This window comes from Pseudomonas sp. FW306-02-D09B (assembly GCF_058782685.1).
In genome coordinates, this window is record NZ_JBYSXY010000016.1 from 108,132 (window position 1) to 134,407 (window position 26,276).

General features: G+C 60.0%; 22 protein-coding genes. 9 read left to right on the forward strand and 13 right to left on the reverse strand.

Features of this window, described 5'->3' with window-relative positions:
- Positions 1-7: 7 nt before the first annotated feature.
- Entirely contained in the window at positions 8-1,258 is a 1,251-nt protein-coding gene (locus AC3WK5_RS23550) for a sarcosine oxidase subunit beta (RefSeq protein ID WP_019693993.1), read from the reverse strand.
- A gap of 23 nt (positions 1,259-1,281) precedes the next feature.
- Positions 1,282-2,535, reverse strand: a complete 1,254-nt coding sequence (gene glyA, locus AC3WK5_RS23555) for a serine hydroxymethyltransferase (RefSeq protein ID WP_103315868.1) — start codon at positions 2,533-2,535, stop codon at positions 1,282-1,284.
- A 428-nt stretch (positions 2,536-2,963) separates the two neighbouring features.
- On the opposite strand from glyA, the gene AC3WK5_RS23560 reads away from it, so the two are divergent.
- Positions 2,964-4,004 (forward strand): threonine aldolase family protein, encoded by a 1,041-nt coding sequence (locus AC3WK5_RS23560; RefSeq protein ID WP_103315867.1) that lies wholly within the window; start codon positions 2,964-2,966, stop codon positions 4,002-4,004.
- Positions 4,005-4,183: 179 nt separating this feature from the next.
- On the opposite strand, the gene gbcB is transcribed toward AC3WK5_RS23560, so the two are convergent.
- Entirely contained in the window at positions 4,184-5,284 is a 1,101-nt protein-coding gene (gene gbcB / locus AC3WK5_RS23565; protein ID WP_054594373.1) for a glycine betaine monooxygenase reductase subunit, read from the reverse strand.
- 283 nt (positions 5,285-5,567) lie between these two features.
- Here gbcB and gbca point away from each other — a divergent pair, with 283 nt between their 5' ends.
- On the forward strand, positions 5,568-6,863 hold the full coding sequence (gene gbca / locus AC3WK5_RS23570) for a glycine betaine monooxygenase oxygenase subunit (protein ID WP_103315865.1): 1,296 nt from the start codon (positions 5,568-5,570) through the stop codon (positions 6,861-6,863).
- 865 nt (positions 6,864-7,728) lie between these two features.
- Here gbca and AC3WK5_RS23575 read toward each other — a convergent pair.
- The 7 genes from AC3WK5_RS23575 to AC3WK5_RS23605 all read right to left on the reverse strand — a co-directional run bounded on the left by AC3WK5_RS23575 (position 7,729) and on the right by AC3WK5_RS23605 (position 16,363).
- Complete coding sequence (locus AC3WK5_RS23575) at positions 7,729-8,295, reverse strand: GNAT family N-acetyltransferase (protein WP_103315864.1); 567 nt, start codon at positions 8,293-8,295, stop codon at positions 7,729-7,731.
- A gap of 159 nt (positions 8,296-8,454) precedes the next feature.
- A complete protein-coding gene (etfB, locus tag AC3WK5_RS23580) occupies positions 8,455-9,225 on the reverse strand; it encodes an electron transfer flavoprotein subunit beta (RefSeq protein ID WP_103315863.1) in 771 nt (256 codons plus the stop codon).
- A 15-nt stretch (positions 9,226-9,240) separates the two neighbouring features.
- Complete coding sequence (gene etfA / locus AC3WK5_RS23585; protein ID WP_103315862.1) at positions 9,241-10,461, reverse strand: electron transfer flavoprotein subunit alpha; 1,221 nt, start codon at positions 10,459-10,461, stop codon at positions 9,241-9,243.
- Positions 10,461-12,410, reverse strand: a complete 1,950-nt coding sequence (dgcB, locus tag AC3WK5_RS23590) for a dimethylglycine demethylation protein DgcB (protein ID WP_054594379.1) — start codon at positions 12,408-12,410, stop codon at positions 10,461-10,463. The genes etfA and dgcB overlap by 1 nt, the downstream gene beginning before the upstream one ends.
- A 210-nt stretch (positions 12,411-12,620) precedes the next feature.
- Positions 12,621-14,681 (reverse strand): dimethylglycine demethylation protein DgcA, encoded by a 2,061-nt coding sequence (gene dgcA / locus AC3WK5_RS23595; protein ID WP_054594380.1) that lies wholly within the window; start codon positions 14,679-14,681, stop codon positions 12,621-12,623.
- A 15-nt stretch (positions 14,682-14,696) separates the two neighbouring features.
- Positions 14,697-15,227 carry a DUF5943 domain-containing protein gene (locus AC3WK5_RS23600; protein WP_103315861.1) on the reverse strand — a complete coding sequence of 177 codons (531 nt, stop codon included), beginning with the start codon at positions 15,225-15,227 and terminating at the stop codon, positions 14,697-14,699.
- Between the two features lie 158 nt (positions 15,228-15,385).
- Complete coding sequence (locus AC3WK5_RS23605) at positions 15,386-16,363, reverse strand: dipeptidase (protein ID WP_007907542.1); 978 nt, start codon at positions 16,361-16,363, stop codon at positions 15,386-15,388.
- 236 nt (positions 16,364-16,599) lie between these two features.
- Here AC3WK5_RS23605 and AC3WK5_RS23610 point away from each other — a divergent pair, with 236 nt between their 5' ends.
- On the forward strand, positions 16,600-17,001 hold the full coding sequence (locus AC3WK5_RS23610) for a lysozyme inhibitor LprI family protein (RefSeq protein WP_019694004.1): 402 nt from the start codon (positions 16,600-16,602) through the stop codon (positions 16,999-17,001).
- Between the two features lie 87 nt (positions 17,002-17,088).
- On the opposite strand, the gene AC3WK5_RS23615 is transcribed toward AC3WK5_RS23610, so the two are convergent.
- On the reverse strand, positions 17,089-18,060 hold the full coding sequence (locus AC3WK5_RS23615; protein ID WP_103320509.1) for a tyrosinase family protein: 972 nt from the start codon (positions 18,058-18,060) through the stop codon (positions 17,089-17,091).
- A 232-nt stretch (positions 18,061-18,292) separates the two neighbouring features.
- Here AC3WK5_RS23615 and AC3WK5_RS23620 point away from each other — a divergent pair, with 232 nt between their 5' ends.
- Complete coding sequence (locus AC3WK5_RS23620; protein WP_103320508.1) at positions 18,293-18,709, forward strand: DUF3010 family protein; 417 nt, start codon at positions 18,293-18,295, stop codon at positions 18,707-18,709.
- 2 nt (positions 18,710-18,711) lie between these two features.
- Here the strand turns inward: AC3WK5_RS23620 and AC3WK5_RS23625 are convergent, their stop codons facing one another.
- Entirely contained in the window at positions 18,712-19,893 is a 1,182-nt protein-coding gene (locus tag AC3WK5_RS23625) for an ATP-binding protein (protein WP_103320506.1), read from the reverse strand.
- A gap of 68 nt (positions 19,894-19,961) precedes the next feature.
- Positions 19,962-20,921: a GlxA family transcriptional regulator gene (locus AC3WK5_RS23630; protein WP_103322148.1), complete on the reverse strand. Its 960-nt coding sequence runs from the start codon at positions 20,919-20,921 to the stop codon at positions 19,962-19,964.
- A gap of 194 nt (positions 20,922-21,115) precedes the next feature.
- Between AC3WK5_RS23630 and choX the strand changes: the two genes are divergently transcribed.
- The 5 genes from choX (at position 21,116) to AC3WK5_RS23655 (ending at position 26,054) form a co-directional block, all read left to right on the forward strand.
- Entirely contained in the window at positions 21,116-22,060 is a 945-nt protein-coding gene (choX, locus tag AC3WK5_RS23635; protein ID WP_054594384.1) for a choline ABC transporter substrate-binding protein, read from the forward strand.
- Between the two features lie 86 nt (positions 22,061-22,146).
- A complete protein-coding gene (gene cdhC, locus AC3WK5_RS23640) occupies positions 22,147-23,034 on the forward strand; it encodes a 3-dehydrocarnitine:acetyl-CoA trimethylamine transferase CdhC (protein WP_019694008.1) in 888 nt (295 codons plus the stop codon).
- A gap of 213 nt (positions 23,035-23,247) precedes the next feature.
- The gene (locus AC3WK5_RS23645; protein WP_103320268.1) at positions 23,248-24,213 is read left to right on the forward strand and encodes an L-carnitine dehydrogenase; all 966 of its coding nucleotides are present in this window, start codon (positions 23,248-23,250) and stop codon (positions 24,211-24,213) included.
- A 179-nt stretch (positions 24,214-24,392) separates the two neighbouring features.
- On the forward strand, positions 24,393-24,869 hold the full coding sequence (locus tag AC3WK5_RS23650; RefSeq protein ID WP_103320266.1) for a thioesterase family protein: 477 nt from the start codon (positions 24,393-24,395) through the stop codon (positions 24,867-24,869).
- 21 nt (positions 24,870-24,890) lie between these two features.
- Positions 24,891-26,054, forward strand: coding sequence for a gamma-butyrobetaine dioxygenase (locus AC3WK5_RS23655; RefSeq protein ID WP_103320264.1), 1,164 nt, complete (start codon positions 24,891-24,893; stop codon positions 26,052-26,054).
- Positions 26,055-26,276: the final 222 nt, after the last annotated feature.

Sequence of the window (26,276 nt, forward strand, 5' to 3'; positions counted from 1 at the left end):
TCTCCTGTTAGTGGGCGACCGCAGCAGCGCCGTGTTCATCGATCAACGCACCGCTGTGGAAGCGGTCGATGGAGAAAGGTGCAGCCAATGGGTGCATTTCACCCTTGGCAAGGCTGGCGGCAAACACGTTGCCCGAGCCCGGAGTTGCTTTGAAACCACCGGTGCCCCAACCGCAGTTGAAGAACATGTTCGGTACCGGCGTTTTCGAGATGATCGGGCAGGCGTCCGGCGTGGTGTCGACGATGCCGCCCCACTGGCGGTTCATGCGTACGCGGGACAACACCGGGAACATCTCGACGATGGCCTGGATGGTGTGCTCGATCACCGGGTACGAACCACGCTGGCCGTAGCCGTTGTAGCCGTCGATACCGGCACCGATTACCAGGTCGCCCTTGTCGGACTGGCTGATGTAACCGTGTACGGCGTTGGACATGATCACGCTGTCGATAATCGGCTTGATCGGCTCGGACACCAGCGCTTGCAGCGGGTGGGATTCGATCGGCAGACGGAAACCGGCCAGTTTGGCCATGTGCCCGGAGTTACCCGCGGTGACTACACCGACGCGCTTGGCGCCGATGAAGCCCTTGTTGGTTTCAACACCGATGCACACACCGTTTTCCTTGCGGAAACCGATCACTTCGGTCTGCTGGATCAGGTCCACGCCCAAGGCGTCGGCCGCACGGGCAAAGCCCCAGGCCACGGCATCGTGACGGGCCACGCCGCCGCGACGCTGGACGGTAGCGCCCATCACCGGGTAGCGAGTGTTTTTCGAGCAGTCGAGGTACGGAATCTCGTCAGCCACTTGCTGAGCGGTGAGCAGTTCGCCATCGACGCCGTTGAGGCGGTTGGCGCTGACCCGACGCTCGGAATCACGAATGTCCTGCAGGGTGTGGCATAGGTTGTAGACGCCACGCTGGGAGAACATCACGTTGTAGTTCAGGTCCTGGGACAGACCTTCCCAGAGTTTCATCGCGTGTTCGTACAGGTGGGCCGACTCGTCCCACAGGTAGTTGGAACGCACGATGGTGGTGTTGCGCGCGGTGTTACCGCCGCCCAGCCAGCCCTTCTCGACCACGGCCACGTTAGTGATGCCGTGTTCCTTGGCCAGGTAGTAGGCGGTCGCCAGACCATGCCCGCCGCCGCCGACGATGACCACGTCGTAGACTTTTTTCGGAGTCGGCGTGCGCCACATCCGCTGCCAGTTTTCGTGGTGGCTGAGGGAGTGTTTGAAGAGGCCGAAGCCTGAGTAGCGTTGCATAGTCATTTACTCCAAAACCGCGCTCAGCGATAAACCGGGAAGTCCGCGCACACAGCTGCCACATGCTTGGCAACATTGGCCTCGACATCGGCGTCGCCGAGGTTGTCGAGGATGTCGCAGATCCAGCCGGCCAGTTCAACGCACTGGGTAACTTTAAAGCCGCGCGTGGTGACCGCCGGGGTGCCGATACGCAGGCCCGAGGTGACGAACGGCGATTGTGGATCGTTCGGTACGGCGTTCTTGTTCACGGTGATGTGGGCACGACCCAAAGCGGCGTCGGCTTCCTTACCGGTCAGGCCCTGACGGATCAAGCTCACCAGGAACAGGTGGTTATCCGTACCGCCGGACACTACATCGTAGCCACGTTTGATGAAAACGCTGGCCATTGCCTGTGCGTTGTCGATCACTTGTTGCTGGTAAGCCTTGAAGCCAGGCTCCAACGCTTCTTTGAAGCACACCGCCTTACCGGCGATCACGTGCATCAGCGGGCCGCCCTGGGCACCGGGGAAGACTGCCGCGTTGAGCTTTTTCTCGATTTCTTCGTTAGCCTTGGCCAGGATCAGGCCGCCACGCGGACCACGCAGGGTCTTGTGGGTGGTGGTGGTCACCACGTCGGCATACGGCAGCGGGTTCGGGTACAGGCCGGCAGCGACCAGACCGGCAACGTGCGCCATGTCGACGAACAGCAGCGCACCGACCTTGTCGGCGATCTGACGGAAACGTGGGAAGTCCAGAGTCTTGGAGTAAGCCGAGAAGCCGGCGACGATCATCTTCGGCTTGCATTCGACGGCCAAACGCTCGACTTCGTCGTAGTCGATCAGGCCGGTTTTGGTGTCGATGCCGTACTGCACGGCGTTGTACAGCTTGCCCGAGGACGACACCTTGGCGCCGTGGGTCAGGTGACCGCCATGGGCCAGGCTCATGCCGAGAATGGTGTCGCCGGCTTGCAGCAGGGCCAGGTAAACGGCGCTGTTGGCCGACGAGCCGGAGTGCGGCTGGACGTTAGCGTAATCGGCACCGAACAGCAGTTTGGCGCGTTCGATGGCCAGCGCTTCGACCTTGTCGACGTGCTCGCAGCCGCCGTAGTAGCGCTTGCCTGGATAACCTTCGGCGTATTTGTTGGTCAGGCCACTGCCTTGCGCTTCCATGACGCGTTTGCTGGTGTAGTTCTCTGACGCGATCAGCTCGATGTGATCTTCCTGGCGCAGCTCTTCGGCATTCATCGCCGCCAGCAGTGCATCGTCGTAACCCTTGATCTGGTCTTGCTTGCTGAACATCGCGTCTCTCCCAGCGGCGGCTTGTGCGCCTTTCGTCTCGGTGAGGCACGTACCTTACGGCAGTGCCCTTTGGATGCGATGGTATGGCCGGCGCAGACAGGTCAAATGCCTATGGACGCCACGCAAAGGTGCGTTTACGACATGGGTTGGCACGCCGGGATAAATGCCGCCGACTGGCGGGCTCTTGTCGCGAGGACGCTTGCTCCCGTTCGGCCGGTCCGCGTTCGGGCGCAGCAGTCGCAATACCGGCTAATGCGCTTTATCAGACAGCCCGCATTTATTGGCTTTGGGACCGCTACGCGATCCAGCGGGAGCAAGCTCCCTCGCCACAGGGTGTTTACAACACGACTTTTCCTACAGAATCAGCAGATGTGCGCTTCCTGCAAATCTGGGTACAGTGCGCACCATCATCGACCACGGAGCCGGCCATGACCGACAAGAGCCAACAATTCGCCAGCGACAACTATTCCGGTATCTGCCCGGAAGCCTGGGCCGCCATGGAACAGGCCAATCAAGGCCACCAACGCGCTTATGGCGACGATGAGTGGACGGCGCGCGCCTCGGACGATTTCCGCAAATTGTTCGAAACCGACTGCGAAGTGTTCTTCGCCTTCAACGGCACCGCCGCCAACTCCCTGGCGCTGTCGTCACTGTGCCAGAGCTACCACAGCGTGATCTGCTCGGAAACTGCCCACGTCGAAACCGACGAATGCGGCGCGCCGGAATTCTTCTCCAACGGCTCCAAGCTGCTCATCGCACGCACTGAAAACGGCAAGCTGACCCCGGAATCGATCCGTGAAATCGCCCTCAAGCGCCAGGACATTCACTACCCGAAACCGCGCGTCGTGACCCTGACCCAGGCGACCGAAGTCGGCAGCATCTACACCCCGGAAGAAATCCGCGCCATCAGCGCCACCTGTAAGGAACTGGGCCTGAACCTGCATATGGACGGCGCGCGCTTCTCCAACGCCTGCGCGTTCCTTGATTGCACGCCAGCGGACCTGACCTGGAAGGCCGGTGTCGATGTGTTGTGCTTCGGCGGGACGAAAAACGGTATGGCGGTGGGTGAGGCGATTCTGTTCTTCAACCACAAGCTGGCCGAAGACTTCGACTACCGCTGCAAACAGGCCGGGCAACTGGCGTCGAAAATGCGTTTTCTTTCGGCGCCATGGGTCGGTCTGCTGGAAAACGACGCCTGGCTCAAACACGCCCGCCACGCCAACTACTGCGCACAGCTGCTGGCCGAGCTGGTGAGCGACATTCCGGGCGTTGAGCTGATGTTCCCGGTACAAGCCAACGGCGTGTTCCTGCAACTCTCGGAATCGGCCGTCGCGGCACTGACCGCCAAGAGCTGGCGTTTCTATACCTTCATCGGCAAAGGCGGCGCCCGCTTCATGTGCTCGTGGGATACCGAGGTAGAGCGCGTTCGGGAATTGGCGGCGGATATTCGGGAAGTGATGGCGGGGTAATACCCTCACCAGAATGAAATGAAACTTTGTGGCGAGGGAGCTTGCTCCCGCTCGGCGGCGAAGCCGTCGTAAATTCAGCAAACACGGTCTGCCTGACAGACCGCACTCTCAGGGTTTGGGGCTGCTACGCAGCCCAACGGGGGCAAGCCCCCTCGCCACAGGTTCTGAGCCAGAGCCAATCAGAACTCGATCCGTACATCCCCTTTCGGCACGCTGCAGCACGACAGGATGTAACCCTCGGCTTCGTCTTCTTCGGTGATCCCGCCGTTGTGCTCCATCTCGACTTCCCCGCCCAGCTTCATTACCTTGCACGTTCCGCAAATCCCCATCCCGCAGGCTTTCGGAATCAACAGGCCAAGCTTGGCGGCGGCGGCGTGGACGGTTTCACCCGGCGCCACGCGGATGCTTTTGCCGGACGCGGTGAATTCCACTTGATGCAGATCGGCTACATCGATTTCCGGGGCGTCGGCCGCTTGTTCGGCTTGCTCCACCGCATCGGCACGAGCCTCGGGCGGTGTAGCACCGAAAGATTCTTCGTGGTAACGCTTCATGTCGAAGCCAGCGGCTTCCAGCAGGCGTTTGACCGCGTGCATGTAAGGGGTCGGGCCGCAGCAGAAGACCTCGCGTTCAAGGAAGTCCGGCGCCATCAGCTCCAGCATTTTATGGTTCAGGTAGCCGCGATAACCGGCCCAAGGCTCGCCCAGTCCGTGCTTCTCACAGATCAGGTGCAGGCTGAAGTTATCGATCCGCGACGCCATGTGCTCCAGCTCGCGGTGATAGATGATGTCTTTTGGCGAGCGGGCACTGTGGATAAACACCATGTCGACATTGCCGTTGGTGTCGTAGAACCAGCGAGCCATGGACATTACCGGGGTGATCCCGACACCGCCGCTGAGATAGAGCACTTTCGGTGCGGTGAAATCCATCGCGTTGAACAGGCCGACCGGCCCGTGCACCGCCAGCTCCTGGCCTTCGTGCAGGGTGTCATGCAGCCAGTTGGAAACCTTGCCGCCCGGTACGCGCTTGATGGTCACCGAAAAGCTGTAAGGCACCGACGGCGAACTGGAAATGGTGTACGAGCGCATGATCGGCACGCCCTCGATCTCCAGCTCCAGGGTGACGAACTGCCCCGGTTTGAAGAAGAACATGATCGGCTGGTCGGCCATGAAGCAGAAGGTCCGCACATCCCAGGTTTCCTGGATGACTTTGACGCAACGGACAATGTGCCGGCCATTGGCCCAGGTCTGGGTGGTTACCGGGTTCAGGAAACTATTGGACATGCTGATCTCCACGGTCGACTGTCGACCTCATGTTGCCGATTCTGCGCAAGGTGTGCAGTGGCCACTTACCTATCTACGACATTCACGTACTTATCGCGACCAGCCCACAACCACCGGGGGTTGAGCGTCGGGAACAGATTGGGCCATGTCGCCCATGGATAAGGTTCCAGCCTGCGCCGGCCCCACACTCGCCTCAACAGATAAACGCTGTTTTCTGCCTTGCGTAGCAACCCTGATTAGCCACTATTCGCCGGCCACACAGATGGCCATGAGGACTTAAACGATGGACGTCACCACTACCTTGAGCTTGGGCGATCCACTGGAACCCGCACGCAAGGCCACCGCGCAGATGCTGCAAGAGCGCGAGCGTACATTTTCGCTGCCACAGCCGTTCTACTCTGATGAGCGGTTGTTCGATATCGACATGCAGGAGATCTTCCAGAAAGAGTGGTTGATCGCCGGCATGACCTGCGAAATCCCGACCAAGGGCAACTACCTGACCCTGCAGATCGGCAAGAACCCGATCATTGTGATTCGGGGCGCAGAAGGCGTGGTCCATGCCTTCCATAACGTCTGCCGCCACCGTGGTTCGCGTCTGTGCACCAGTGAAAAAGGCAAAGTCGCCAAGCTGGTCTGCCACTACCACCAGTGGACCTACGAGTTGGACGGCCGCCTGTTGTTCGCCGGCTCCGAGATGGGCGACGACTTCGACATGAAGCAGTACGGACTGAAACCGGTCAACGTGAAGACCGCTGGCGGCTACATCTTCGTCAGCCTCGCGGAAAACCCGCCAGCCATCGATGACTTCCTGTCGACACTGAACCATTACATGGAACCGTACGACATGGAAAACACCAAGGTGGCGGTGCAAACCACCCTGGTGGAACAGGCCAACTGGAAGCTGGTGCTGGAAAACAACCGCGAGTGCTACCACTGCAACGCGTCGCACCCGGCACTGCTGAAAACCCTGCTGGAATGGGACGACGTCACCGACCCGCGTGCCGACCAGGCGTTCAAGGACCACGTAGCCGCTTCTGCCGCTGCCTGGGAAGCCGAGAAGATTCCTTACGCACACGCCAGCTTCGGCCTGCGTAACCGCATCGTGCGTATGCCGCTGCTCAAGGGCACCGTGTCGATGACCCTCGACGGTAAGCAAGCCTGCAAGAAACTCATGGGCCGGATCCAGAACCCGGATCTGGGCTCCATGCGCATCCTGCACCTGCCGCACTCGTGGAACCACTGCATGGGCGATCACATCATTGTGTTCACTGTGTGGCCGATCAGCGCGCAGGAAACCATGGTCACCACCAAATGGCTGGTGCACAAGGACGCTGTCGAAGGCGTGGATTACGACGTCGAGCGCATGCGTGAAGTCTGGGATGCGACCAACAACGAAGACCGTCGCCTGGCCGAAGAGAACCAGCGCGGGATCAACTCCACGGCGTACCAGCCAGGCCCGTACTCCAAGACTTACGAGTTCGGCGTGGTGAACTTCGTGGATTGGTACAGCGAGCGCCTGTTGAACAACCTGGGTGCAGAACCTGCGCCGTACCTCAAGGGCGTGCCGGTTCACGGCTAAGCCTCAAAAGCTTCGCGAGCAAGCCCGCTCCCACATTGGATCGGTGGTGTTCACAAACTCAGTGAACGAACCGGTCAAGTGTGGGAGCGGGCTTGCTCCGGGCGGCGTTCCGACGATAGCGTCCTACCAGTCACTACATCCCTCCCCTGAATACACACCCCTGGTCTTTAGAACTGTACGAAATATGATCTATCGCGTTCCAGCCTATATGGAACGTGGCGTACAGCCTTCCGCGAACAAGTTATCCACACCTCCACCCACAGCTAATGGGGACAACTGTGGAAAGGCCGGAAGTTTTCTCCACAGAAACTGAATAAAATCCGTGACTTATTCAATTGATCGGTTTTCGACAGCCACTGCCTATTTTTTGATCAAAACCCTGCAAGCCACGTTATTCATGGCTCACAGAGGATCGCAAACACCTTATCCACAGAAGCGCCAACAGACTTTGGGGGCAACTGTGCAAACTATTCAGTGCGCTGTGGAAAACCACGTCCAGGCTGCATATTTCGTGGGCTTGAACAGTCAGCGGAGGGTAAAACCCAGCATTTGGTCATTTATTAACCAGAAGCTTGAAAGCCACGACCTGTATGGCTTACAGCGGACAGCAAACATCTTATCCACAGAAGCGCCAACAGAGATTGGGGGCAAGTCTTGAGCTACACACGCCCTTATCCACTAAAAAAAGCTCGAAAAAACGCGGGGTTAGGCTGGTTGTTTTTCGTACAAGGGCTTGCAGGGCTTGAGATGCGTGGGGTGTAGCGAGGGGTGAACATGTTATCCACAGAAGCGCTAACAGGGATTGTGGGTAAATACATCACCCCTGTGGGAGCAGGTTTGCTCCCACAGGAACTTGGTTGATGCCTTAAGGCCGATACATCAAATAGGCTTCACCCGTGACCCGAATCATCGGATGGGGTGTGATCTGGCAGCTATCGACGACACGGAAGCCATGTCGCTCGTAAAACCGACGGGCACCGGTGTTCGCCGCGTAGTCGATCAGGCTCAAGCCATTGAGCCCCAACTGGTTGGCACGGTCGTAAGCGTAGGCGAGGAATTGTTGGCCCAGGCCCTGGTTGCGCCAGCCCTCATGCAGCGCCAGGCTCGATATGTAGAGGGTGTCGGGGATTTCCAGCTTGGCATACGGCGCCAGGACCGGATCGGTGACGGGAGCGGCCAGCGGATCGTGACGCATCACATAGCTGTGCAGCATGCCAATGACCTTGCCCTCTGCCTGCGCGATCAGGCAGTTTTGATAGGAGAAATCCACATCTTCACGGGCGTAGCGACTGGCACCGACATCCAGCAGGTCCTGGCCGGGCTCCGCCAGTTGGCTCCAGATGTAATCCGCGGCGCCTTCTGATGAAATCTGAAACAGGCGAGCAATCTCCCGCGCATCCGCGCGCTGGGCCGAACGAAATTCAACTGCCATTGTTTCCTCATAAATTCAGGTAACACGAACCCTGTGGGAGCGGGCTTGCTCGCGAAGACGGTGGGTCAGGCAATATTGATGTCGACTGACACTACGCCTTCGCGAGCAAGTCGGGTCGCCGCATCGCCGCTCCCACATTGGATTTGCGGTGGCTATGCTTCAGCGAACCACGCCTTCTTCAATCAGCAACTTGAGAATCGCCTCAGCCCCGGCCTCGGCACTCAAGCCCTTGAGCACTTGCCCACCGCCACCGCTGGCCTTGGCCGTTGCGGCTTTCATCCGGTCGGCGCCGCTCTTGGCCTTGATCACTTTCAGGCGTTTTGGCCGTGGCTTGGCCGGTTGCAACGTTGCAACCGCGAGCAATTCATCGTCGATAATTTCAACGTCTTCGGCGTGCAACACGCCGCGTCGAGCCGGGCCAAAGGCACTTTGCCGAGGCTTGGGCGCGGCGTTATCCACCGTGGCGAGAAACGGCAGGCGCACCTTCAAGCGTCGACGCTGGCCACGCGGCAAGGCTTGCAGCACCAGGGCCGAATTGCCGTCGATGGATTCGACCTGCGCCAGCCCGACTACCAGCGGCCAGCCCAGGCTTTCCGCCAGCAGGAACGGCAACATGCCCGAGCCTTCACCGGTTTCCGCCTGACTGCCGGTCAGCACCACCTGAGCGCCGGCATCGCGCAAATAAGCGCTCAACGCTGGCAGCGCATCGGCGCCTTGGGGCTGTTCGAGCACGAGCAACTGCTCCAGGCCCATGCCCAGATAAGCCCGTAGCGCAGGTTCCTCGACATCACCGGCGTGCAGCACTTGCAGGTTACCGCCTGCCAGTTGCAGACCAAGTTCAACCGCCCGCGCGTCCTGATCGGCGCGGCGCGGCCGGCCCGAGGTCGGGTGGGCGCCGATCGACACCAGGCTGATTACATGAGTACTCATAACCCTTTCCTCCTCTTAAGCCGCATCGCGCTTGGCGTCGTTGCGGTAAGCCTCTACCGCCGCGATCAAGGCCTGAAGAATTTCTGCGCTTTCACCTATCACCGACAGGTCGGCGCGTTTGATCATGTCGCAGCCAGGATCGAGGTTGATCGCCACCACCTTGTCGCAGGCACCGATGCCTTGCAGGTGCTGGATCGCCCCGGAAATCCCCACCGCCACGTAGACCCGCGCCGTGACCCAGGTGCCGCTGGCGCCGACCTGACGGTCGCGGGCCATGAAGCCATCGTCCACCGCGACCCGCGATGCGCCTTCGGTCGCGCCCAATGCCGCCGCCGTCCTGTGGAAAAGGTTCCAGTCCTTGACCCCGTTGCCGCCCGAGAAGATGAACTCGGCTTCGGCCATGGGAATCGCTGCCGGGTCGACCGCTACCGCGCCCAGGTCCTCGATCCGCGACAGGCTGCGCGCAACCGTTGTGGATAACTCCACCGGCAACGCTTCATGACGGGTTTCGCTGACCGGCTCGGCACATTCCACCGCCGCCAGAATCAACCGTGCGACAGGACGCGCCAAGTCTTGCAGACCGGCACCGGCGCGGCCGATGCACTCCTGATCCTTGACCTGCCAGACCCGCGTGGCCGGGCGTTCGCCGAGCGCCGCGGCAAAGCGCCGACCCAGCTCACCGCCACCGGTGCGGCTGTCCGGCAGCAGCCAGTGACGAGGGCTGAACTGGTTATCCACAGCCCGTAGACCCTGCACCCGCTGTTCCGGTGCATAACCCTCGAATGCTTCGCCATCCAGCACCAACAGGCGGTCGACGCCCGCAGTAGCGAAGGCGCTTTCCTTGTGTTCGCCAAAGACCACCGCCAGCACCGCACCGTCCTTGCCGGCCAGTTGATGGGCCAGGCCCAGCAGGTCGCGGTCGTGGCTGCTTAAACGGCCGCCAACCATGTCCGGCACCACGCTGATGTAGAACGCGGGTGTCGCCACCTGATGCAGCGGCAATTGCACTTCAACGGCGGCCGTACGCTTGGTCGCCCCGCCCTGCTGTGCACCACTGCGGTCAATTCGCTTGATGCCATTGGGGCCGATGAAACCAATGCCATGAGGATTCTTGCGAATGATCCCGTTGGGGCCCATCCAGCTGTGTTCCACCGGTTGCATGGCAGCATGCAGCGGATGCAGGCGGTTGCGGGCGATCCATTCAGCGCGCGGATCGCGGCGGATAATGTCGCTCATCAGTGGGCCTCCGCGGGTTGACGTTTAGTCGGTGCCGGTGACTTGCTGGGCGCCGCGTCTTCAAGCAGCGCGTCGGCCACCAGTTCGGCGATGTCCTTGATCAGCGGCCGTGGTTCGACCACGCCTTCGAGCATCGCAGTGCACTGCGGGCAACCCACGGCCACCAGCTCGGCACCGGTTTCGCGGATGTCGTCCATGCGCATGTCGGGGATCCGTTGCTTGCCCGGAATGTCGGTGATCGGCGCACCGCCGCCACCGCCGCAGCAGCGTGAGCGGAAACCGGAACGTTGCATTTCCTTGACCTCGATCCCCAGCGCACGCAGTACCTGGCGCGGTGCCTCGTATTCGCCGTTGTAGCGGCCGAGGTAGCACGGATCGTGATAGGTCACGCTGTCGCCTTTGTGCTGCCCCAGATTGAGTGCGCCAGCGTCGATGATTTCGGCCATGTAGGTGCTGTGGTGCTGCACCAGGTAGTTGCCATCGAAGGCACCGTATTCGTTCTTCAGCACGTGGAAGCTGTGCGGATCGCAGGTGACGATGCGGTTGAAGCTGTATTTGGCCAGGGTCTGGATGTTGCGTTTGGCCAACAGCTGGAAGGTCGCTTCGTCGCCCAGGCGGCGGGCGACGTCACCGCTATCACGCTCTTCAAGACCGAGCACGGCAAAGTCGACTTTCGCGGCTTTCAGCACTTTGACGAAGGCACGCAAGGTGCGCTGGTTGCGCATGTCGAACGCACCGTCGCCAACCCAGAACAGCACGTCGGTGGATTTCTTCTCGCTGAGCAGTGTCAGGTTCAGGTCCGCCGCCCAGTTCATCCGCCCGCCCGGGGCGAAACCGCCCGGGTTGTCGGTGGCAATCAGGTTTTCCAGGACTTCGGCGCCCTTGTTCGGGGTCGCGCCTTTTTCCAGGGTCAGATGGCGGCGCATGTCGACGATGGCGTCAACGTGCTCGATCATCATCGGGCATTCTTCAACGCAGGCACGGCAAGTGGTGCAAGACCACAGGGTTTCAGCGTCCACCAGACCGTTGACGATCGGTTGATGCGGATTACCCGCGTGTTCACCGATGGCTTTGCCTGGATAAGGACTGCCAGCGAACTTGGCATCGGTGCCGCCAGCCAGGCCGACGACCATGTCCTGAATCAGTTTTTTCGGGTTCAGCGGCTGGCCAGCAGCAAACGCCGGGCACGCCGCTTCGCATTTACCGCACTGCACGCAGGCGTCGAAGCCGAGCAGTTGGTTCCAGGTAAAATCCTTGGGCTTTTCCACGCCCAAGGGGGCTTGCGGATCGTTCAGGTCAAGCGGTTTAAGACCTGTAGAACGACCACCACCAAAACGTTCGGCGCGACGGTGCCAGGCCAGGTGCAAGGCACCGGCGAAGGCGTGCTTCATCGGCCCGCCCCAGGTCATGCCGAAGAACAACTCAGACACGCCCCACAGCACGCCGACACCGAGGATCGCCGCCAGCAGCCAACCGCCGAAGTTTTCCGGAAGGATGCCCGCCACCGGCAGGGTCACCAGGAAGAACGACGCCGAGAAGGCCAGCAAACTTTTCGGCAGGCGCATCCACGGACCTTTGGATAAACGCGCCGGCGGGTTGCGCCGACGCAAGTAAACAAAGATCGCACCGACGAACATCACTGCCGTCATCAACAACAGTGCATAACCGAGGAAGCGGTTATGCAGGCCAAAACCGTGAACCAGAATCGCCAGCACGATAGACGCCACCGCACCACCCGCCGTGGCGACGTGGGTGTTGGCGATGTATTTGTCCCGTGCCACCACGTGGTGCAGGTCGACCATGTAGCGTTTGGGCATGGCCAGCAGGCCGCCGATCAGATCGACCTTGGACGCACGGCCCCGGCGCCACATGGCCACCCGCCGCAACGCGCCCAGGACAGCCAGGCCCAGGGCGGCAAACAGCAGGATGGGAAGAAGGGTGTTTAACATGGTGGAGCTCCCAAAGACCTCGGGGTCATGTGCGTGCCGATGAGAGCGACGCACCTACTTGTGGCGAGGGAGCTTGCTCCCGCTGGAGTGCGAAGCGCTCCCAAAACAGTCTCAGGTGTACACCTGATACACCTCGACTGCAGGTTTTGGGGCTGCTTCGCAGCCCAGCGGGAGCAAGCTCCCTCGCCACAGGTGATGGTGGTAAATCCGTTAGAAATCCTTGCAAAGCCGCAGTGCGTCGTAGATCGCCGCGTGCGTGTTGCGCTGGGCCACGCAGTCACCGATGCGGAACAGCAAGTAGCCGTCACCCGCCTGGCTCAACGATGGCTGAGGCTTGATCGCGAACAGGGCTTCGATGTCCATCTGGCCTTTGTTGCGCGAACCTTCCTTCAGCGCGTAGTAGATTTCTTCGTCCGGCCGCACGCCGTTCTCGACCACGACCTGGTCAACCACCCGCTCCTCTTTGGCGCCGGTGTATTCGTTTTCCAGCACCGCCACCAGCTTGTCGCCTTCGCGGTAGACCTTATCGAGCATCATGTCGCCAGTCATGATCACTTCTTTCGGGTACATGCTGCGGTAGTACGTCGGGAACGATGTACCGCCGATGGCCACACCCGGCTTGATGTCGTCGGTGACGATCTCGACCTGGCTGCCCTTGTCTGCGAGGTAGTCGGCAACCGACATCCCGGTGAACTCGCAAATGGTGTCGTAGACCAGCACGTTTTTGCCAGGCAGCACCTTGCCGTCGAGCACGTCCCAGCTGCTGACCACCAGGCCTTCAGCCGCGCCCCAGTGTTCGTTCTGCTCCAGGAACGGATGACCGCCGACGGCGAGCACCACGATGTCCGGACGCAGGTCGAGAATGGTCGCCGCGTCAGCGGCTACGCCCAGGCGCAGGTCGACTTTCAAACGCGCCAGTTCCAGCTGGAACCAACGGGTGATACCGGCGATCTGGTCCCGTTGCGGGGCTTTCGAGGCGGTAGTGATCTGTCCGCCGATGAATTCTTTCTTCTCGAACAGGGTCACGTCGTGGCCACGTTCGGCGGCTACACGCGCCGCTTCCATCCCGGCAGGGCCGGCACCGACCACCACGACTTTGCGTTTCACACCGGTCGATTTCTCGATGATGTGCGGTACGCCCATGTATTCACGGGAAGTTGCGGCGTTCTGGATGCACAGCACGTCCAGCCCCTGGTACTGACGGTCGATGCAGTAGTTGGCACCCACGCATTGTTTGATCTGGTCGATCTGGCCCATCTTGATCTTGGCGATCAGGTGCGGGTCAGCGATGTGCGCGCGGGTCATGCCGACCATGTCGACGTAACCGCCTTCCAGAATACGTGTTGCCTGGTTCGGGTCCTTGATGTTCTGCGCGTGCAGAACCGGGGCCTTGACCACTTCCTTGATACCGGCCGCCAAGTGCAGGAACGGCTCCGGTGGATAACTCATGTTGGGGATAACGTTGGCCAGGGTGTTGTGGGTATCGCACCCCGAGCCCACGACGCCGATGAAGTCGATCATGCCGGTGTCGTCGTAGTACTTGGCGATCTGCTTCATGTCCTCATGGCTCAGGCCATCAGGGTGGAATTCATCACCGCAGATACGGATGCCGACGCAGAAATCCGGACCGACTTCCTTACGCACAGCCTTGATCACTTCCAGGCCGAAACGCATGCGGTTCTCGAAACTGCCGCCCCATTCATCGGTACGTTTGTTGACGCGCGGGCTCCAGAACTGGTCGATCATGTGCTGGTGCACTGCCGACAGTTCAACGCCGTCCAGGCCACCGGCCTTGGCACGCGCAGCAGCACTGGCGTAGTTGCCGATCACCCGCCAGATTTCTTCCGGCTCGATGGTTTTGCAGGTCGCGCGGTGCACCGGTTCACGGATGCCCGACGGCGACAGCAGGGTCGGCCAATGCTCGCCATCCCAACGCGAGCGACGGCCCATGTGGGTAATCTGGATCATGATCTTGGCGCCATGCTTGTGCATGGCATCAGCCAGGTTCTGGAAGTGCGGAATAATCCGGTCGTCGGCCAGGTTGACCGATTTCCACCAGCCTTGCGGGCTGTCGATGGCTACGCTGGAAGAACCGCCGCAAATCGCCAGGCCGATCCCGCCCTTGGCTTTCTCTTCGTAGTACTTCACGTACCGATCGGTGGTCATGCCGCCATCGGTGGCGTAAACCTCGGCGTGCGCGGTGCTGAGCACGCGGTTGCGGATGGTCAGTTTGCCGATTTGAATCGGCTGGAACATTGCTTCGAAAGCCATGGCAGGATCCTCGACTTACAACGGCTTGACGGTGAACAAGCCGTCGTCGTGGCCTTCTTCGGAGCCACCGTAAACCTGTTCGGCGACGGTGCGAATCTTGCTGCCGCGCGCTTGCAGGATCTGATCCATGGCACCGGCAAACCAGCCAGTGAACATGTAGTCGACCTTGCGTCCGACCTTGCCGTAGACGTAGACGAATGCCGAGTGCTCGAGCTTGACGCTGGCAGTGCCTTTGTCGAGGTCGATGTCCTGGATCTTGAACAGGCCCCAGCCACGTTGCGACAGGCGCTTCATGTAGTGCTCGAACACCGCAATGCCTTCCAGGCCGTGGCATTCAGCTTCCTTTTCACACCAGTGCCAGGCGGACTTGTAGCCAGCCTTGTAGAGGATCTCGGCATAGGCGTCAGCGCCCAGCACTTCCTCGATGCCCATGTGGTTGTTGACGAAGAAGTGACGCGGCACATACAGCATCGGCAGGGCGTCAGAGGTCCAGACACCGGTTTCGCTGTCGACTTCGATTGGCAGTTGCGGGGCGATCTTGGCCATGCGTAAAACTCCAGAATTCGTTGTATTGAGGCGATATGTAGCAGCTGCCGAGGCACGAGGCTGCGTTGGGCTGCGAAGCGGCCGAGGGCGGTCCTGCGGACCGCAACGCAGCCTCGTGCCTCGGCAGCTGCTACAGGGACAGTTAGTTGGAAATGGTGTTATTCACCCCAAACGTCTTTCAGGACGTTGACCCAGTTTTCGCCCATGATCTTGCGCACTACGCGCTCGGAATGGCCGCGCTTGAGCAGCGTCTCGGTCAGGTTCGGGAACTCGCCCACGGTGCGGATGCCCAGCGGGTTGATGATCTTGCCGAAGCTGGTCAGACGACGGGCATAGCCCTTGTCATGGGTCAGGTATTCGAAGAAGTCCTGGCCATGGCCCTGGGTGAAGTCGGTGCCGATGCCGATGGCGTCTTCGCCGACGATGTTCATGGTGTACTCGATGGCTTCGGCGTAATCGTCGATGGTCGAATCGATGCCCTTGGCCAGGAACGGTGCAAACATGGTCACGCCGACGAAACCGCCGTGATCGGCGATGAACTTCAGTTCTTCATCGGACTTGTTGCGCGGATGCACTTTCAGACCCGACGGCAGGCAATGGGAGTAGCACACCGGCTTCTTGGATTCGAGGATGACTTCTTCGGAAGTCTTCGAGCCGACGTGGGACAGGTCGCACATGACACCGACGCGGTTCATCTCGGCAACGATCTCACGACCGAAACCCGACAGGCCGCCATCGCGCTCGTAGCAACCGGTACCGACCAGGTTCTGGGTGTTGTAGCACATCTGCACAATACCGACGCCCAGCTGCTTGAAGACCTCGACATAGCCGATCTGGTCTTCGAAGGCGTGAGCATTCTGGAAGCCGAACAGGATGCCGGTCTTGCCCTGCTCCTTGGCTTTGCGGATGTCGGCGGTGGTGCGCACCGGAATCACCAGGTCGCTGTTCTCGCGAATCAGCTTCTGGCTGGCGGCGATGTTATTGACGGTTGCCTGGAACCCCTCCCACACCGACACGGTGCAGTTGGCCGCGGTCAAGCCGCCTTTGCGCATATCTTCAAACAGCTCGCGATTCCACTTGGCAATAATCAGCCCGTCGATAACGATGCTGTCGGCGTGCAATTCGGCTGGGCTCATCAGGCAGTCCCCTATTAGCGATTCATGCGCCGAATCGTCTGCCGGCGCTTTGGGGTCAGCATATGCTTGAGGGACGGGGCAGCCGGGTGCAAAAACGACAGGGGAATTGCCGAAAGCGTCAATACGCGACAAAGGGTCTCACCGCAGGCCCTTTGCCCTCCTGTTCTTTCCCGAATAGTTGGGCCAGAATTCGCCGCATCACTGGATGCATCACTGGAACAAGGGGCGGCTACGCAATGAAATCGATCTTCCTGGCTTTGGCACTGATAGCGACCGGCGTACAGGCGGCAGAAGAAGCCGACAAAAACCCGTGCGATGCGGTCGAAAACGACGTCCAGACCCTGGAATGCTCGACCTATAGCAAAAACACCGCCGAACAACTGCTCAAGGACAATTTCCAGGGATTGCTGGATCGGATGAAAACCCAATATGCGAACAACAAGGCGCAGTTGGCAGACATCACCGGCAAACTCCAGACCGCCGAGCAGCTCTGGATGAAATCGCGGGATGCCGATTGCGCGATTGCAGCGTTCCCCGCAGCGGTGGGCAGCAAGACCTACACCATGGACCTGAACGATTGCCTGGCGAGCAAGAGCGACGAACGGTCGGAGTTTCTGGAATCGATCGGGCAGCAATGACACAAGGCTCGAAGCAGAGGCTTTAAGCCTGTCACTGCAACCGGGCGTTAACGTGCTCTCACAGCCACGCGAACACCTGCTGTCAGCTCAAGCCTCGAATGGTGATTTGAACGCCCGCTCAGGCATCACCAGTGCACTCGTCGACTGCTCATAGCGATAACCCAACACGGTAATGTCCATAACCTCGCTGATCTTGCGCTGCCAAGGCTTGAGCACGTCTTCGTAGTTGTGGCCCGGGGGACCGTTTTCCATCGGCGCGTAATGCGGCGCCCATTCACCGTTGTACTTTGCCATCTCGGCTTGCCAGTCAGCCCAGACTTTGTCGACAAAACAATGGTGCAGGAAGAACACCGGATCCTCTGGTGAAGTCATCGCCAACATGTTGCCGCCGATCCACAAATGGACACGATTATGCAGTTGTGAGCCCGGTGTCGTGACTTGTGGGTCGCCCCGCTGAGTCACCCAACCCTCCAGCCGATTCCTGAAACCACGCGTGTAAGGTCCGGAATTATAGGGCGGCGTGTCGTACAACCTTTCGCGCATCGCCACGCCTACATCGGCAGAAGTTGGCAGTGAGGCGACCAGGAGCCCGAACTGACGCTTGAGTCCGGGCTCTGGCAAATTATCCTCGGGGTATGCAGGCACCGGCCAGTTGCCGTATTGATGAGCAAAGGCTCCACGGGCCACCCTCCAGTGATCAGTGGAATCACCGTTGCCACCCATGAAGTCATCCGCCCAGATCGGCGAGTTTTCAGGGTCATTGGCGTCTTCAGTCCAATCCCAATAAGGCAATGCGACATTTGGATCGATGGCGTGCAGATCAGCTTCGAACTGCATCAGCATTTCCCGGTGCCAAGGCAGAAACGACGGGCCCAAATGAGCTCCGTTGCGATAGGTGGGGTCTCGGGGTTCATAGGAGTGAACCGTGGGGACCATGACAGCGTGGTGCCAATGGACGTACTTGTCGTAACCGCCCCTGCGCTTGAGCGTCAGCACGCTATTGATAAAATCGGCCCTTTCATTTGGTGACAGTGAACGGACGTTTTTTCTTACGATCATTGCTCAGCTCCCTCGGCAGATGTGCCATCCAATGGGTTCGAAACTGCTCGGTGCCTGCTGTCCAATGTAGGTACCAGGATGACACGGGGCCTACTGTCAGAAATAACAGGTGCGGGCACTTTATGACCAATGGCAGGACCGGTTCGAAAGGGGCTGCATCAGGGTGACTGCACCGCTCAAGTAGGTCACCATTCACGCATTCCTCTGACGCTCTCCTGACTCAAGGCTTCTCATGAAAATCTGTGGCATCGAAATCAAAGGCAGCGAGGCGATCTTCGCCGTCGCCTCCCTCGACAATCAGGTGCTGACTCATGTCACCCTGAACACCAAGAAAATCGCCCTCGACGACGATGACGAAGCCGCCAACGTCAAAGCCTTCGCCGCGCAGGTCGGCACCTTTGTTCGTGACAACGGCATCGAGCGCATCGCAATCAAGAAGCGCAGTAAAAAAGGCGAGTTCGCCGGCGGCCCGACCACCTTCAAGATCGAAGGGGTTTTCCAGTTGCTGGACAACTGCGACGTGACACTGCTGTCACCGCAGACCATCAACGCGCAGAACAAGAAGTTCGACTTTGCACTGCCGGCGACGCTGAACAAGTATCAGCATGAGGCGTACAAGGCGGCATGCTCCGGGTTGATGAAGAAGTAGGCTTACTGAGCCTTCTGGGCGCGATAGTGCTTGAGCCAGTCGGCAAACGACTTGTCCTCAAGCGCGTAAGCGCCGCGATTCGATTTCCAGACCAGTTCCTTTTCACGCAAGGCATCGATGCACGCCTGGATGGTCTGTGTGCCCGGCACTACCTCACTGCCCATCGCTTCCAGTGCTTTTGTCACCGCAACCAACGTCGCGTCGGTGAAGGGTGCAAAAGGTTCGTTGCTCTGCGAGCGCTCGACCATGACTTCCAGTACTGCACGCTGTGCAACGGTCAGGGCGTTCCAGGCGCTTTCAAACTCAGTCCACACGCCGGCACGCAACAATTCGGCGCTGCTTCGCAGCAATTGGCTCAGATTGCTTGCTTCGCCCAGCTCCAGGGCTACCTCACCAATAATGGTCCGGAGCATTTCAGGGCGGCGCCCCACTAATTCGAAAGCCTCGTCGATGTCTTCAGCGACAAACTGGTTGGTCTGCGCCAAATGGGCATTCAAATGAACGGTATAGGCTTGGGTGAACGCTTTGCTCAATAGAGGGAACGGAGTAATGCTGGAACCGTAGAAAGGCTGGTTTCGGCTCAGTACGAGGTGAGCCAGTTTGTCGCGATTGGAGCCGGTGAACACCAGGCGCAAACCACTGGAATCTCCTTCACGCCCTTGATTCAGCTGGTCCCGAGCGGCCTTGAGCCCGAACATGGCGTTGACCCCCGCGTCAGTGCTCAACGCATGCTGGGCTTCGTCGATCACCAGCACAACAGTCTTGCCAGCAGCGTTGTGCAGCAGTTCCAGGGCTTGAGTCAGCGTCGCACCTTCGGGCAATTGTGGCTTGCTGAAATCCCAGGACAGCGTACGCAGAAAACTGAGTTTCTCGACGCCCATCGACTTGGCCAGTTTTCGAATGCCCTTCTCATACGGCACCAATGCCCCCGCAATTGCGGTGGCGATCAGGTCAGCAGGATCTTTTTCCCTGTTAGCCCATAGATCAACATAGACCGTCAACCAACCTCGGGATTCACATTCCGGTATCAGGTCTTCGCGCAGGAAGGTGCTTTTCCCTGTACGCCGTGGCGCGGCCAGGAACAGGCCAGAGGTGTAATCCTGGATTCCGGTCCCCATCAAACCATCGGCAATATTTTGAGCCAGGCTGGGGCGACGAAATACAAAACCGGTGTTTTTCGACATGGCTTTATACTCAATTATTGAAACTACTATAATTTATAGTTCAGAGTATAAATCACTGTAAATGCCTGTCAAACCACCTCCCGCCCATCCCCCAACCGCCGTCGATCCTCGCGTGGGCAGCGGGCAAACCGTGTCCGATAACTGCGGGTGAAATACGACGGCGATTCAAACCCGCAGGCGATGCTCACTTCCAGCACGCTCATATCGGTCTGGCGCAGCAGTTGCCGGGCTTTTTCCAGTCTTAACCCCAGGTAGAAGTTGCTCGGCGTGTCGTTGAGGTGCAAGCGGAACAGCCGTTCAAGCTGACGTCGCGTCACCTTGATCGAGTCCGCCAGCTCCAGCGTGCTGAGCGGCGGTTCGCTGTGTTGTTCCATCTCGCCAATGACGTGCACCAGTTTCTTGTTGCTGATGCCATAGCGCGTGGCGATCTGCATGCGTTGGTGGTCTTTACGCGGACGGATGCGCCCGAGCACGAATTGCTCGCTGACCTGGATCGCCAACTCGGGGCCGTGAGCCTGGGCGATCAGGTCGAGCATCAGGTCGATAGAGGCTGTGCCACCGGCCGAGGTGATGCGGCGCCGGTCGATTTCGAACAGCTCTTGGGTCACGCTGAGCTGTGGATAAGACTCCTTGAACGCGTCGATGGCTTCCCAGTGCAGGGTCACGCGGTGGCCGTCGAGCAACCCCGCTTCGGCGAGGACAAAACTGCCGGTGTCGATGCCACCGAGGGTCACGCCGTCGTGATCGAGGCGACGCAACCAGTGCTCCAGTGTCGGGTTGACGAACTTCAACGGCTCGAACCCCGCGACCACCAACAAGGTCGCGCCCTTTTTCAGTGGTTCCAGCGCCGCATCGGCGTTGAGCGACATGCCGTTGCTGGCCAATACCGGGCCGCCATCAGCGCTCAGCACATGCCAGCGGTACAACTCGCCACGAAAGCGGTTGGCCACCCGCAGCGGTTCAATCGCCGAGATGAAACCGATCGCCGAGAAACCCGGCATCAACAGAAAGTAGAAATCCTGGGACATGGAGCGCACTCGGATGGCGGGCAGCGTGTGGACGTTGATACGCCACTTGCAAGCGACAGACAAGAGCACAGGTCGCTGCAGTGCAAGAGCTGGTCGCCGCTGTGCGTTTTCTGCCGGGTTCAGCTGCGTAACGTGACATCACCGGCGCACAGAGACGCCGGACCCCACAATAACGACCTGCCGAGGATCCCACCATGAAACGACTGATCAGCAGCTGCGTTCTCGCACTCAGTGGTACCGCTTTCTTGAGTTCCGGCGCGATGGCTGCCGACCCCGCCGCTTGCCAGAACGTGCGCATGGGGGTGGTGAACTGGACCGACGTGATCGCCACCAGCGCCATGACCCAGGTCCTGCTCGATGGCCTCGGCTACAAGACCAAACAAACCAGTGCTTCCCAGCAAATCATCTTCGCCGGCATCCGCGACCAGCGCCTGGACATGTTCCTCGGCTACTGGAATCCGTTGATGACCCAGACCATCACCCCGTTTGTCGCCGGCAAGCAGGTGACTGTCCTGAGTGAACCGAGCCTCAAGGATGCCCGTGCCACCCTGGCCGTGCCGACCTACCTTGCCGACAAGGGCCTGAAAACCTTCGCCGACATCGCCAAGTTCGAAAAAGAACTGGGCGGCAAGATCTACGGCATCGAGCCAGGTTCGGGCGCCAACACCCAGATCAAGGAAATGATCGCCAAGAACCAGTTCGGCCTGGGCAAATTCCAGCTGGTCGAATCCAGTGAGGCCGGCATGCTCGCGGCAGTCGATCGCGCCGTACGCCGCAACGAAGCCGTGGTGTTCTTCGGCTGGGCGCCGCACCCGATGAACGTCAACGTGAAAATGACCTACCTCACCGGTAGCCAGGACGCCCTGGGCCCGAACGAAGGCTCGGCCACCGTCTGGACCGTGACCGCCCCGAACTACGCCAGCCAGTGCCCGAACGTCAGCCGCTTGCTGAGCAACCTGACTTTCACCGCCGAAGACGAGAGCCGGATGATGCAACCGCTGCTCGATCACAAGGACGCTTTCGAATCGGCCAAGCAATGGCTCAAGGATCACCCGCAAGACAAGCAGCGCTGGCTTGAAGGCGTGACCACGTTCGACGGCAAACCGGCTGCCGAGAACCTGCAACTGAGCAGTCAATAAACCCGAATGAATCCCCTCTTCGCAGCCGGTTTCGGCTGCGAGCGGGCCCGCTACGCCCAAAAATCATGTCTGAAGGAAACCGCACCATGAACCACGACGTCATCATCACCTGCGCACTCACCGGTGCTGGCGACACGACCGCCAAGAGCCCACACGTGCCGGTCACCCCAAAACAAATCGCGGCCGCTGCCGTGGAAGCCGCCAAGGCCGGCGCCACCGTGGTCCACTGCCACGTGCGCAACCCTGAAACCGGAAAGTTCAGCCGCGATGTGGCGCTGTACCGTGAAGTGATGGAGCGCATCCGCGAAGCGGACGTCGACATCATCGTCAACCTGACGGCTGGCATGGGCGGCGACCTGGAAATCGGCGCTGGCGAGAACCCGATGGAGTTCGGCCCGAACACCGACCTGGTCGGCCCGCTGACCCGTCTGGCCCACGTCGAAGAACTGCTGCCGGAAATCTGCACACTCGACTGCGGCACCCTGAACTTCGGCGACGGCGACACCATTTACGTCTCCACCCCGGCCCAGCTGCGCGCTGGCGCCAAACGCATTCAAGAGCTGGGCGTGAAGGCCGAGCTGGAAATCTTCGACACCGGTCACCTGTGGTTCGCCAAACAGCTGATCAAGGAAGGCCTGCTCGACGACCCGCTGTTCCAGCTGTGCCTGGGCATCCCATGGGGCGCACCGGCTGACACCACCACCATGAAAGCCATGGTCGACAACCTGCCGGCCAATGCGGTCTGGGCCGGGTTCGGTATCGGTCGCATGCAAATGCCGATGGCCGCTCAAGCGGTGCTGCTGGGTGGCAACGTGCGGGTCGGGCTGGAAGACAACATCTGGCTGGATCGCGGCGTACTGGCGACCAACGGCCAACTGGTCGAGCGCGCCAGCGAAATCCTCAGCCGCCTCGGTGCCCGCGTCCTGACCCCAGCCGAAGGCCGGGCGAAGATGGGCCTGACCAAGCGCGGTTAAACGAACTTACACCTCACTTGTGGGAGCGGGCTTTTGTGGTGAGGGGGCTTGCCCCCGTTCGGCTGCGAAGCAGTCGTAAAACTTTGCATGCGGTGTGCCTGACACACCGCGGTTTCAGGTTTTGGGGCCGCTTCGCGACCCAACGGGGGCAAGCCCCCTCGCCACAAGAGCCCGCTCCCACATTGGATCACCGATTTTCTTTAGGACGTCACCATGAGCTTTATCACCGAAATCAAAACATTCGCCGCGCTGGGCAGTGGTGTCATCGGCAGCGGCTGGGTATCCCGCGCCCTCGCCCATGGCCTGGACGTGGTGGCCTGGGACCCGGCGCCCGGCGCCGAAGCCGCGCTGCGCAAACGTGTCGCCAATGCCTGGGGTGCGCTGGAGAAACAGGGCCTGGCACCCGGCGCTTCGCAAGATCGCCTGCGCTTTGTCGCAACCATCGAAGAGTGCGTGCGGGATGCCGACTTCATCCAGGAAAGCGCCCCGGAACGCCTTGAACTGAAGCTCGAACTGCACAGCAAAATCAGCGCGGCGGCCAAGCCCAATGCACTGATCGGTTCCAGCACTTCAGGGCTGTTGCCGAGCGAGTTCTACGAGGGCTCGACCCACCCGGAACGTTGCGTGGTCGGCCATCCGTTCAACCCGGTTTATCTGCTGCCACTGGTGGAAGTGGTCGGTGGCAAGAACACTGCGCCAGAAGCGGTGCAGGCAGCGATGAAAGTCTACGAATCGCTGGGCATGCGCCCGCTGCATGTGCGCAAGGAAGTACCGGGCTTTATCGCTGACCGTCTGCTCGAAGCGCTGTGGCGCGAGGCACTGCACCTGGTCAACGACGGCGTGGCAACCACCGGTGAAATCGACGATGCGATTCGGTTTGGCGCCGGGCTGCGCTGGTCGTTCATGGGCACGTTCCTGACCTACACCCTGGCCGGTGGCGATGCCGGTATGCGGCACTTCATGGCGCAATTCGGTCCGGCGTTGCAACTGCCATGGACTTACCTGCCCGCACCGGAGTTGACCGACAAGCTGATCGACGACGTGGTCGACGGCACCAGCGATCAACTGGGCAAACACAGCATTTCAGCGCTGGAACGCTATCGTGATGATTGCTTGCTGGCGGTGCTGGAGGCGGTGAAGACCACCAAGGCCAAACATGGCATGACCTTCAGCGAGTAAGCGCAAAACCCTGTGGCGAGGGAGCTTGCTCCCGCTCGGCCGCGAAGCGGTCGTAAAAACCGGTAAAAGCGTTTTATCTGATAGAACGCAACTGCAGGTTTTGAGACTGCTACGCAGTCCAGCGGGAGCAAGCTCCCTCGCCACATGTGTTAACCCATGAACATTTGTGGAGCGGCACCATGCCAGCCCTAACTACCTATACCACCAAAATCATCCCCGACTGGGTCGACTACAACGGCCATCTGCGCGATGCGTTTTACCTGCTGATTTTCAGCTATGCCACCGATGCGCTGATGGATCAATTGGGCATGGACAGCAACAACCGCGAAGCCAGCGGCAACTCGCTGTTCACCCTCGAACTGCACCTCAACTACCTGCATGAAGTGAAGCTCGGCGCCGAGGTCGAGGTTCACACCCAGATCATCGGTCACGACCGTAAACGCCTGCACCTCTATCACAGCCTTCATCTGGTCGGCGAAGAGGAGGAACTGGCGGGCAACGAACAAATGCTGCTGCACGTCGACCTAGCGGGGCCGCGCTCGGCACCGTTCAGCGAGTCGGTACTGAACAAACTGCGGGCCATGACCGCATTGCAATCGGACCTGCCCACCCCTGCCTATATTGGCCGCGTGATCGCCTTACCGCCGGAAAAATAACAATCAAAACAAGGAGCTCGCATGAACACCGCCGCCGCTGTTGCCGACTTCCGCAGTTACCCTTTGATCAGTGCATTGACCACCGTGCAAACCCTGGCGGATCACGTGCTGGTGAAGTGGGCCGATGGCCGGGTCAGTCCTTTTCATCATCAATGGTTGCGCGACAACTGTCCGTGCCCGGTTTGCGTGTATGCCGTGACCCGTGAACAGGTGCTGGAAATCGTCGATGTCGCTGAAGATCTGTACCCCGTCGTGGCCCAAGTGGATGCTCAGGGCTGTCTGTCTATCGACTGGCTGGACGGCCATACCAGCCGCTTCGATCCCGGCTGGTTACGTGCTCACGCCTATGACGACGAATCCCGCGCCGAGCGCAGCGCCGGCAAACCTAAAAGCCGGTTGTGGAACAACCAACTGAAGCTGCCGGTGTTCGACTATCAGGCGGTCATGGACGATCCCAAGACGCTGCTGCAATGGCTTCTGGCACTGCGCGATATCGGCCTGACCCAAGTACGCGGCGTCCCCACCGAACCCGGCTCGCTGACGCACATTGCCAAGCGGATTTCGTTTATCCGCGAGAGCAATTTCGGTGTGCTGTTCAACGTGCAATCCAAGGCCGACGCCGACAGCAACGCTTACACCGCATTCAACCTGCCGCTGCACAGCGACCTGCCGACGCGCGAGTTGCAACCGGGGCTGCAATTTCTGCATTGCCTGGTCAATGACGCGGACGGTGGCGAGAGCATTTTTGTCGACGGCTTTGCCATTGCCGACGCCTTGCGTCAGGAAGACCCCGAGGCCTTCCGTGCGCTGTGCGAGATCCCCGTGGAGTTTCGCAACAAGGACCGCCACAGCGACTACCGCTGCCTGGCGCCGATCATCGCCCTCGATACGCTGGGACAGGTGTCGGAAATCCGCATGGCGAATTTCCTGCGGGGGCCGTTCGATGCTTCGGTCGAGCAGATGCCCAAGCTGTATCGGGCCTATCGACGCTTTATCGCCATGACCCGCGAAGCGCGTTTCCGGCTTATCACCCGGCTCAATCCCGGTGAAATGTGGTGCTTCGACAACCGCCGAACCCTGCATGCCCGCAACGCTTTCGACCCCACCAGCGGTGCCCGGCATTTTCAGGGCTGCTACATCGATCGCGATGAATTGCTGTCGCGCATTTTGGTATTGCAACGTTAGACCGCGTCATCGTTCTTCGCGAGCAAGCCCGCTCCCACACTTGATCTTCAGTGGACACATTATTTGTGTACGACGCAGATCCAATGTGGGAGCGGGCTTGCTCGCGAATGCGTCGGTTCAGACACCTCATCTCTCCCAATCACAGACAAAAAAAAGCCCCGATCAAGCCGTGACAGGATCGAGGCAGAAGTTACTGTTGAGGAGCTGTTGCGCGAGGGTGAC

Coding starts and splice junctions, on each gene's coding strand:
- AC3WK5_RS23615 (WP_103320509.1), bottom strand. CDS start 18,060: ATGATCGTAAGAAAAAACGTCCGTTCACTGTCACCAAATGAAAGGGCC.
- AC3WK5_RS23630 (WP_103322148.1), bottom strand. CDS start 20,921: ATGTCCCAGGATTTCTACTTTCTGTTGATGCCGGGTTTCTCGGCGATC.
- choX (WP_054594384.1), top strand. CDS start 21,116: ATGAAACGACTGATCAGCAGCTGCGTTCTCGCACTCAGTGGTACCGCT.
- AC3WK5_RS23620 (WP_103320508.1), top strand. CDS start 18,293: ATGAAAATCTGTGGCATCGAAATCAAAGGCAGCGAGGCGATCTTCGCC.
- AC3WK5_RS23560 (WP_103315867.1), top strand. CDS start 2,964: ATGACCGACAAGAGCCAACAATTCGCCAGCGACAACTATTCCGGTATC.
- AC3WK5_RS23600 (WP_103315861.1), bottom strand. CDS start 15,227: ATGGCCAAGATCGCCCCGCAACTGCCAATCGAAGTCGACAGCGAAACC.
- AC3WK5_RS23550 (WP_019693993.1), bottom strand. CDS start 1,258: ATGCAACGCTACTCAGGCTTCGGCCTCTTCAAACACTCCCTCAGCCAC.
- AC3WK5_RS23645 (WP_103320268.1), top strand. CDS start 23,248: ATGAGCTTTATCACCGAAATCAAAACATTCGCCGCGCTGGGCAGTGGT.
- gbca (WP_103315865.1), top strand. CDS start 5,568: ATGGACGTCACCACTACCTTGAGCTTGGGCGATCCACTGGAACCCGCA.
- AC3WK5_RS23605 (WP_007907542.1), bottom strand. CDS start 16,363: ATGAGCCCAGCCGAATTGCACGCCGACAGCATCGTTATCGACGGGCTG.
- dgcA (WP_054594380.1), bottom strand. CDS start 14,681: ATGGCTTTCGAAGCAATGTTCCAGCCGATTCAAATCGGCAAACTGACC.
- etfA (WP_103315862.1), bottom strand. CDS start 10,461: ATGAGCGACATTATCCGCCGCGATCCGCGCGCTGAATGGATCGCCCGC.
- AC3WK5_RS23650 (WP_103320266.1), top strand. CDS start 24,393: ATGCCAGCCCTAACTACCTATACCACCAAAATCATCCCCGACTGGGTC.
- glyA (WP_103315868.1), bottom strand. CDS start 2,535: ATGTTCAGCAAGCAAGACCAGATCAAGGGTTACGACGATGCACTGCTG.
- AC3WK5_RS23625 (WP_103320506.1), bottom strand. CDS start 19,893: ATGTCGAAAAACACCGGTTTTGTATTTCGTCGCCCCAGCCTGGCTCAA.
- AC3WK5_RS23655 (WP_103320264.1), top strand. CDS start 24,891: ATGAACACCGCCGCCGCTGTTGCCGACTTCCGCAGTTACCCTTTGATC.
- AC3WK5_RS23575 (WP_103315864.1), bottom strand. CDS start 8,295: ATGGCAGTTGAATTTCGTTCGGCCCAGCGCGCGGATGCGCGGGAGATT.
- cdhC (WP_019694008.1), top strand. CDS start 22,147: ATGAACCACGACGTCATCATCACCTGCGCACTCACCGGTGCTGGCGAC.
- gbcB (WP_054594373.1), bottom strand. CDS start 5,284: ATGTCCAATAGTTTCCTGAACCCGGTAACCACCCAGACCTGGGCCAAT.
- etfB (WP_103315863.1), bottom strand. CDS start 9,225: ATGAGTACTCATGTAATCAGCCTGGTGTCGATCGGCGCCCACCCGACC.
- AC3WK5_RS23610 (WP_019694004.1), top strand. CDS start 16,600: ATGAAATCGATCTTCCTGGCTTTGGCACTGATAGCGACCGGCGTACAG.
- dgcB (WP_054594379.1), bottom strand. CDS start 12,410: ATGTTAAACACCCTTCTTCCCATCCTGCTGTTTGCCGCCCTGGGCCTG.